Raw genomic sequence first — 8,371 nt, forward strand, 5'->3', positions numbered from 1 at the left:
GGCAACGAATCCGCTACGGACCCTGTGCAACCAGCGCAGAGCGCCCTTACCGTGCGATTGCAGCGACGTAAACGGAATAGCTCCTACCGCATACGCGGAGGGCCTGGAGACGGGGGTGACCGAGATGCGGATCCGCTGGCCCAGACGCGTCTCCGGCCAGGTGCTGGCCGTACAGCTGACCCTCACCGCCGGGGTGATGGTGCTCGCCACCGGGCTCTTTCTCGCCCCGCTCAGCTCCGAGATCGACGACCAGGCGATGCACAAGGCGCTCTCCATCGCCCAGGCCACCGCCGCCGACCCCGGCCTCGCCCACGATCTGCTGACCACCGAGCCCAGCGTGCGCGGGCCGGTGCAGCAGATGGCCGAGCGGATCCGCCGGGCGACCGGGGCGCTGTACGTCGTGGTGCTGGACCGGCGCGGGGTGCGCTGGTCGCACACCAACACCGGGCGTATCGGCGAACATGTCTCGACCGATCCGGAGGCGGCGCTCTCCGGGCAGGAGGTCATGCAGATCGACGTCGGCACCCTGGGCCGCTCGGCCCGCGCCAAGGTGCCGCTGCGCACCGCCGACGGGAAGATCGTCGGCGCGGTCTCGGTCGGCATCGGCTACGGCAGCGTCCGCGACCAGCTGCTCGCCACGCTGCCCCGGCTGCTGCTGTACGCGGGCATGGCGCTCGCCGTCGGCGTGCTGGCCGCGATCGGTGTCTCGCGCAGTCTGCACCGCCGTACGCACGGGGTCGCGTTCGCCGATATCTCGGCGCTGCTCGATGAGCGCGAGGCGATGCTGCACGGCATCCGCGAGGGCGTCGTCGCCTTCGACCGGGAGGGCCGGATCCGGCTGATCAACGACGAGGCGCGGCGGCTGCTCGGCGTCGGCGCGGACGCCACCGGCCACACGCTGGAGGAGGCGCTGCCCCCGGGCCGCACCACGGAGGTGCTGGCGGGGCGGGCGGACGGGGCCGATCTGCTGACCGTCAGCGGTGGCCGGGTCCTGGTGGCCAACCGCATGCCGACCGAGGACGGCGGTGCGGTGGCCACGCTGCGCGACCGTACCGAACTGGAACTGCTGGGCCGGGAGCTGGACTCCACCCGCGGGCTGCTGGACGCGCTGCGCGCCCAGGGCCATGAACACGCCAACCGACTGCACACCCTGCTCGGTCTGCTCGAACTGGGGCTCCACCAGCGGGCGGCGGAATTCATCGCCGGCCTCACCGACACCCACCGGGCCTCCGCCGAGCAGATCTCCGAGCGGGTGCGCGATCCGCTGCTCTCGGCGCTGCTCGTCGGGAAGGCCGCCATCGTGGCGGAGCGCGGGGTGTCCCTGCGCGTCTCGCCCCAGTCGCTGCTGTCCGAGCGGGTGGTCGACCCGCGCGACCTGGTGACCGTGCTCGGCAATCTGATCGACAACGCGCTGGACGCCGTGGCCTCGCAGCCCCGCCCCGACCCGTTCATCGAGGTCGAGCTGCGCGCCGAGGGCACCACCGCCGTACTGCGGGTCAGCGACAACGGCCCGGGGGTGCCGCCCGAGATGCGCGAACAGATCTTCACCGAGGGCTGGTCCACCAAACAGGACACCCCTGTGCCGACCCCGCGCGGGCGGGGCATCGGACTGGCCCTGGTGCGGCGGCTCGCCGAACGGTACGGCGGGATGGCCCGGGTCACCGCCCGGGCGGGCGGGGGCGCGGTGTTCACCGTCATCCTCCCCGAAGCGCTCGACCTGGACGGAGCCCCGGCTCCGGACGCGGCCCCGGGCCCGGATCCGGACCCCGCCTCTGTCCCGTCCGGCCGCGCGGACGGCATCCACGAAGAGCACATCCGTGCAGCCAACGTCCCCATCCAGCAGCTCACCGCAGCGGGAGAGTCACGATGATCGACGTCCTCGTCGTGGACGACGACTTCCACGTCGCCGAGATCAACTCCGCGTATGTGGCCCAGGTGCCCGGCTTCCGGGTCGCCGCCCGCGCCCATACGGCCGCGCAGGCCCTGGCCACGTTGGAGCGCATCCACGTCGACCTCGTCCTGCTCGACCACTACCTCCCCGACGAAACCGGGCTGACCCTCGTACGCCGGATGCGGCAGCTCGGCCACCACGCGGATGTGATCATGGTGACGGCGGCCTGCGATGTCGCCACCGTCCAGGCCGCCATGCGGTACGGCGCGCTGCAGTACCTGGTCAAGCCGTTCAACTTCGCGGGGCTGCGGGCCAAACTCGACGGCTATATGACGCTGCGTCACACGCTGGAGGGAGTTGGCGGGCGCGGTGAGACGGGCCAGGAGCGGGTGGACCGTATCTTCGGCGCGTTCCGGACCGCCGACGCGACCGCCCGCTCGGCGCTCCCCAAGGGCCACTCCGCGCCGACCGTCGACCTCATCCGCCGCGCCCTGGACCAGGCCGACCACCCGCTGTCCGCGCATGAGGTCGCCGAGCGCACCGGCATCAGCCGCTCCACCGCCCAGCGCTATCTCAAGTATCTGGAACACGCGGGCCGGATCAGTCTCACCCTCAAATACGGCGACACCGGCCGCCCCGAGCACCGCTACTCCTGGGTGGCGGTGAGCTGAGTGCCTGGCCGTGTACTGCTCGGCGTGATCACCACCGCCGCCCAGAGGCCACCCAGACGGTGCTGACCCGCTCGAACCGGCGGTTGCCGGGTGAGAAGACGATCACCTGTCGGAAGGGCGGCGCCAAGAGTGCCGAAGTCCGGAGGCTGACGGGCCAGCCCCGCCTGACGTCATCGTGCTGCATTCTATAAGTTGTTGCAACTGGTTCGCAATAACGGCTTAAGGTGGTCCTGACGATCACCCAACCGTTGAAAGGGGCCGTGGCTTATGGGCACGTACTCGCTTCCCGACCTGCCATACGACTACTCCGCGCTCGCACCGGCCATCACGCCGGAGATCCTGGAGCTGCACCACAACAAGCACCACGCCGCATACGTCAAGGGCGCCAACGACACGCTGGAGCAGATCGCCGAGGCCCGCGACAAAGACGCGATCACCCCGACCGGGCTGGTCGGCCTGGAGAAGACCTACGCGTTCAACCTCTCCGGACACGTGCTGCACTCAATCTTCTGGCAGAACCTGTCACCCGACGGCGGAGACCGCCCCGACGGTGCGCTGGCCACCGCGATCGACGAACACCTCGGCGGCTTCGAAGCATTCAAGAAGCAGCTCACCGTCGCCACCTCTTCCGTCCAGGGCTCCGGCTGGGGCGTCCTGGCCTGGGAGCCCCTGGGCAAGCGGCTCGTAGTCGAGCAGGTCTACGACCACCACGGAAACGTCGGCCAGGGCACCACACCACTCCTGGTCTTCGACGCCTGGGAGCACGCCTACTACCTCCAGTACAAGAACGTACGCCCCGACTACGTCGCCAAGCTGTGGGACCTCGTCAACTGGACCGACGTCGCCGCCCGCTACACCACGGCGACCGCCGCCAGCTGACGGCAAAGCCGGACACCTGTCGCCCCCTCGGATCGGGAACCCGTGGTTTGGCTTCCCGATCCGAGCCCTGTCTCAGAGCAGGGTGGCAAGGGCCAGGCAGCTTGCATGTTCAGTACCGCTGCCGGCCGCCCGGGTAGCGGACGGAACGGGGCTGATCTCCCAATGCGTCACGACATCCCCCTTCCGCTGCCTGGCGCGCTGCCGCCGTCCACGCCGCCTTCAGGATCGATCTGGCTGTCGTCGTCCGCAGGCAGACGCGCTCCCCTGCTCTCGGCCACCCGAAGCACATCGTGCAGCGACTCGCACAGCCGCTCCGCAAGGAATCGCACTTCCCCGATGTCCGCTTTCCTGTTGCCGAGCAACGCGCGGCCATGGCCGAGGAGTTCCGCCCCCATGGACAGCTGGAGGGCTTCGATCTCGTCTGCCCGTCGGCTCAACCGACTCTTGGGGTGACCTCGCCCGTCCGTAGGTACGCGACCACGTACGGCTGAGCAGGGTCGTAGTCGACGATCGGCACGGCAGGGATCCGCAGAAGCGTCAAGGTGGGAGTATCGATGGATCGCACGGGGGTCGGGACTTCAGCGTTGGCCATGCCCCGGGCCGGCTGCACGGTCGCGGGAGTCCTGATAAGCCGAGCCTGGCGAGACTTGAGCGGGAACAACAGGGAACGCGTTACCTAGTCTCAGGACGCTAATCAACGATGCCCAAGAACTGGGCGAGTGGCCTCACCCCAGCGGGTCGTGATGGCCAGTTCCACAGGTCACGCACGATGGCCACAGCATGGGTGTGGTGCCTCATCCACGCGGGAGCGTGGCGTCGCAGCGACTCCAGTGCCTTGACGGCCCCCTCCCCGTTGCCCAGGTCAGTGTGTGCGCGTGCGATGTCCAGCAGCAGCCAGGTACGCCACGACGGCGGGGTGTCTTTGGACAGACGCACGCCACGAGCGAGGGACAACGCCTCGGTCGGCCGTTCGTGCTGGACAGCCAGGCGGACTCGCTCAATGCGGACGGAGGACTTACTGAAAACACTCAGTAGCTTGCTGTCTTGTGGTGTCGGCATCTTGGCAAGCCGCTCCGCTGCCTTTTCGGCCGTCACCATCATGTCGCTGGCGCGCTCGTAGTCGCCGCTCCGGGCGTGGCTCGTGGCAGCCGACATCAACAGGCCACCCATACGCGAAGACCCTCCGACGTATCGCTGTGTTCCCTCTCGACCCTGTCGGCGGCATGGACGGCCAGGTCTCGTGCGTCGTCCAGCCGTGCTTGCCGCTGATACGCCCAGGCCACGGAGTTGGAGATCATGGGGGCAAGCAAAGGATCCGATGATGCGTCGGCCGCTGTCATAGCACGCTCCAGCGACGACAGCGCAAGGTCCGTCTTACCCATGCGAATTGCAAGGTGTCCGCCAAGTCGGAGCGCCTTACTCAGCGCAGCCTGACCACCAGCCCGCTGGTCGGCGTCACCGACGGCGGCGGCGAATCGAGCGTCTGTGATGAGCCCCGGGAGGGAGTTCAGCAGGTCGTCGAACTCCGCTGCGTGGTAAAGCGTCCACCCCTGCGCGAGATCTCGACGGATCCGATCCAGAGACACCGTCGACAGGTCACGCGGTGGCGCTGACGGAGCAAAGAGTGGCGGCATGATGGCGCGTCGTACGGCGACGAGCTGAGGAGAGTCGGATTCGCCCGACGATGGAGCGCCGGGAGGGTCGCCCAAGAGGCTCGTCAGCTCTACACCCAGCCCCGATGCCAGAGCGTGCAGCGTGGGTAGTTGAACGGAACTCTGCGGCTTTTGCTCCAGCCGTCGAATGGTGTCGAGCGAGATGCCGGACCGCTCGGCCAGCCCTTCTTGGGTCAGCGTCGCCAACCGACGAAGGCGCCTGACACGGTCCCCCAGATAGTCCGTTGCCATGCGTCCGAGCTACTCCGAGTCAGTGAGGCTGACTGAGCGCGTTGGCATGACCAAGTACGGCTGATGTGGAACCTTCGCTCAGAGGAGTGATCCATCACGGACCTTGCCCCAGCCGCGTACGCGCCCGAGAAGACTGACTTGAACCCCTTCGGGGAGCAGGTGGCACTCCCCGAGCCGGTCGGCATCACGCTCGACACGTAGGTACTGAAAAACTACGTCCGCTTATGTGCAGCGCAGCACCGCTCCTTGGCATCAAGTCGAGTCCGCCATCGGCGCGAGGATGAACCCGGGCGTGTCACTGAGCACGTGTCGCTTGGCTCGCACCACGACTGCTCGTCCGGTGATGTTCGGATCCCTCGAGGATCATCTCCCGGTACATTCTCCCGATTCATGGTGGTGAATATCTGTTGCCTCAAGCCGAGTGCACGATGATGATGCCCGTTTATGGCCAACATCGCCTCTGAAGGTTCTGGGTTCCGGCCGTATCCCAAGATCTCGTCGAGGGGGCGGCTCGGCATGCCCGGGGTGCGGAAGTGGATCGCAGTGGAGAAGGTGCACGGGGCGCACTTCGCGGTGATCTGTGACGGCATCGGCGCCTATCCGGCGAAGAGGCGTAAGCAACTGGGAGACGACGGGCTGGACCGTTTCTTCGGCGTCAGCAGGATCTGGTCGGCACTCGCGGTGGCGGCGGCCCGTTTCGCTTCGAAACTACAGGCCGTGTGGAGTGACGCTGTGGCGGTGACGGTCTATGGCGAGCTGGCCGGCGGGTGCTATCCACACCCTGATGTTCCCGCTGTTCCCGGCGTCGACCCGGTGCAGACTGGAGTGTGGTACGCGCCAGGCCTGCACTGGCTGCTGTTCGACGCCTCGATCGAAACCGCTGAAGGCCGCTGCTGGATCTCCGATCGTGCTCTGCGCGATGCCGCCGCTGCCGCCGGGCTCACCTGCGTTCCCGCTCTCGGACAGGGTCCGCTGAACAAGCTCCAGGAGTTGCCTTGCGCCTTTCCCACCAGGGTTCCGGCCCTCTTCGGGCTTCCCGAGCTGGGGGACAATCTCGCCGAGGGCTATGTCCTCAAGCCAAGCGGGGAATGGCAGGAGGCAGGCCGTTCGGGCAGCTGCGGGCGTCCGGTGGCCAAAGTGAAGCAGAAGGCATTCGCCGAGGACGAGCGCTTCGACGGCTCACGCCCTTATCTGGCACCGCCGCAGGGCGCGGCCGGGGTTCCTGCCTGGCTCCTGGTCCAGGCCTCGGCGCTCCTGACTCCGGCCCGTGCGGCTGCCGCCGTGAGCAAGCTCGGGCCCGACGCTCCCGTGGGCGACGTGGAAGAAGAGATCACACGGGACATTGCAGAGGAGATCGGCGAAGCCCTGGGCGGCCTCGATGACTCACTCCTGCACGGTTTGGACCAAGCAGTCCGGCCCGGGGCGCGCTCCCTGGCTGCGTTCGACGCCGCAGACCGCGAGAGGTCCCGTTCCGCTGGGACGTCTGCCCCCGCCCCCTCGTAAAAAAATACTTGCTCTCCATCAAACGATTTTTTGCAAGGGGTAGGGGGAGGCCCTCAATCGGACTGCGCTCCCCCGCTCCGCGCGACGCCATGGGGAAAAGGACCGGAGCCACTTCCCATCGCCACGCCCCGCCGGGCCGCCGGGCGGCGACGGTGGCGCACCGCCCCCTTCCCTCCCCGCTGCTGGCTGCTTTGCGCCGAAGGCGCGAAACGATGCCCGCACTTGCCGGAGCCGAATGCCACCCAGGGGCGCTCGGGCTCCGTACCGGCACGGCTCGGCAGTACCTGTGGGGCACTACCGGCCGTGGGCCACAATACGGCGACACCGGCCGCCCCGAGCACCGCTACAGCTGGGTGGCGGTGAGCTGACGGGGCGGCCGGTGGCCCAAAAAGCGGTGGCCAAGGGGGCTACCAGCGGGTGGTCTCGCCGAAGAAGTCGTCGATCGCGACGGCCTCCCCCGCCTCCGTGGCGACGCGGTAGACATGCGCCCCGACCGCGAGGTCGAGGACGCCGAGGCCGAAGGGGGAGAAGATGACGGGCTTGTCCGGGCCCGTGGCGACCTCGCCGCGGATGTGCTGGGCGAGGGTGCCGGTGACGAAGTCGCGGTTGCCGTATTTCTGCTCGGCCAGATGCGGGGAGGTGTTGGCCTTGAGGCAGTGGTCGATGTCGTCGACGATGTTGTACGAGTCGTGGATGATCTCGGGGCCGATGTCGCGCAGCGAGATGTTGAGGACGACCTGGCCGGGGGCGAAGGCGCGCGGGTCGAGGACGTAGGGCTCGCCGGCGGTGGTGGCGAAGACGATGACGTCGGCCACCTCGAGGGCGGTGCGCAGATCGTCGGTGGTCTCGGCGCGGTAGCCGAGGGAGTCGGTGGCGTATCCGGCGAGGGCCTGGCCGTATTCGGGGTGCTGGTCGTGGACGACCACGGTTTCGATGTCCCACTCCTGGGCGGCGAAGAACTCCAGGATGTTGCGGGCGATGATGCCGGCGCCGACCACGGCCAGCCGGCGGGCGGTGCGGCCGCCGGTCAGCTGTTCGGCGGCGAGGACGGCGGAGGCCGCGGTGCGCGCCGCGCTGATCTGGGAGGCTTCCAGGAGGGCGAAGGGGTAGCCGGTGGCGTAGTCGTTGAGCAGCAGGGCGGCGGAGGCGCGCGGGATGCCGTTCTTGATGTTGCCGGGGAAGCTGCCGATCCACTTGATCCCGGCGACGTCGTGCTTGCCGCCCAGGTAGGCCGGGAGCGCGATGATCCGGCTGTCCGGTTTCTCGGGGAAGCGCAGGAAGTAGCTGTCCGGATTGACGGAGTCGCCGTCGCCGTGGGTCAGATAGGTTTCCTTCACCTCCCGTACGATCTCCCGGCGGCTGCGGCCGATGATGTCGCGGGCCGTTTTGCCGCCGATCACGCTGAACTCGAACACGGGTTTCCTTCCGGTCGTCGGGCGGGCTCGGGTTTCTCTACGTGGGGGGCGGGCGGGGGGGGGGGGGTGGCCCCCCCCCCCCCCCCCCACTCGAAACCCGACACGACG

Annotated in this window: 6 protein-coding genes and 1 pseudogene; 4 read left to right on the top strand and 3 right to left on the bottom strand. The window is 68.4% G+C overall.

Going from position 1 to position 8,371, the window contains the following annotated elements:
• The first annotated feature begins 124 nt into the window (after positions 1-124).
• The 3 genes from ACFV2X_RS04710 to ACFV2X_RS04720 all read left to right on the top strand — a co-directional run bounded on the left by ACFV2X_RS04710 (position 125) and on the right by ACFV2X_RS04720 (position 3,441).
• Entirely contained in the window at positions 125-1,870 is a 1,746-nt protein-coding gene (locus ACFV2X_RS04710; protein ID WP_385611505.1) for an ATP-binding protein, read from the top strand.
• Positions 1,867-2,562 (top strand): response regulator, encoded by a 696-nt coding sequence (locus ACFV2X_RS04715; protein ID WP_089512920.1) that lies wholly within the window; start codon positions 1,867-1,869, stop codon positions 2,560-2,562. The genes ACFV2X_RS04710 and ACFV2X_RS04715 overlap by 4 nt, the downstream gene beginning before the upstream one ends.
• A 267-nt stretch (positions 2,563-2,829) precedes the next feature.
• A complete protein-coding gene (locus tag ACFV2X_RS04720) occupies positions 2,830-3,441 on the top strand; it encodes a superoxide dismutase (RefSeq protein ID WP_385611368.1) in 612 nt (203 codons plus the stop codon).
• A 167-nt stretch (positions 3,442-3,608) separates the two neighbouring features.
• Here ACFV2X_RS04720 and ACFV2X_RS04725 read toward each other — a convergent pair whose 3' ends face one another.
• Both ACFV2X_RS04725 and ACFV2X_RS04730 read right to left on the bottom strand, forming a co-directional pair.
• On the bottom strand, positions 3,609-3,878 hold the full coding sequence (locus ACFV2X_RS04725; RefSeq protein ID WP_385611371.1) for a hypothetical protein: 270 nt from the start codon (positions 3,876-3,878) through the stop codon (positions 3,609-3,611).
• Between the two features lie 253 nt (positions 3,879-4,131).
• Positions 4,132-5,345, bottom strand: a pseudogene (locus ACFV2X_RS04730) (helix-turn-helix domain-containing protein).
• Positions 5,346-5,789: 444 nt separating this feature from the next.
• On the opposite strand from ACFV2X_RS04730, the gene ACFV2X_RS04735 reads away from it, so the two are divergent.
• Complete coding sequence (locus ACFV2X_RS04735; protein WP_385611373.1) at positions 5,790-6,848, top strand: RNA ligase family protein; 1,059 nt, start codon at positions 5,790-5,792, stop codon at positions 6,846-6,848.
• A gap of 407 nt (positions 6,849-7,255) precedes the next feature.
• On the opposite strand, the gene sbnB is transcribed toward ACFV2X_RS04735, so the two are convergent.
• The gene (gene sbnB / locus ACFV2X_RS04740) at positions 7,256-8,263 is read right to left on the bottom strand and encodes a 2,3-diaminopropionate biosynthesis protein SbnB (protein ID WP_385611376.1); all 1,008 of its coding nucleotides are present in this window, start codon (positions 8,261-8,263) and stop codon (positions 7,256-7,258) included.
• Positions 8,264-8,371: the final 108 nt, after the last annotated feature.

It is taken from the genome of Streptomyces sp. NPDC059679 (genome assembly GCF_042734105.1).
GTDB lineage: Bacteria > Actinomycetota > Actinomycetes > Streptomycetales > Streptomycetaceae > Streptomyces.

What these genes read in the sequence shown, in the direction of transcription:
- ACFV2X_RS04710 (WP_385611505.1), top strand. Translation starts at nt 125, where the DNA reads ATGCGGATCCGCTGGCCCAGACGCGTCTCCGGCCAGGTGCTGGCCGTA.
- ACFV2X_RS04715 (WP_089512920.1), top strand. Translation starts at nt 1,867, where the DNA reads ATGATCGACGTCCTCGTCGTGGACGACGACTTCCACGTCGCCGAGATC.
- ACFV2X_RS04720 (WP_385611368.1), top strand. Translation starts at nt 2,830, where the DNA reads ATGGGCACGTACTCGCTTCCCGACCTGCCATACGACTACTCCGCGCTC.
- ACFV2X_RS04735 (WP_385611373.1), top strand. Translation starts at nt 5,790, where the DNA reads ATGGCCAACATCGCCTCTGAAGGTTCTGGGTTCCGGCCGTATCCCAAG.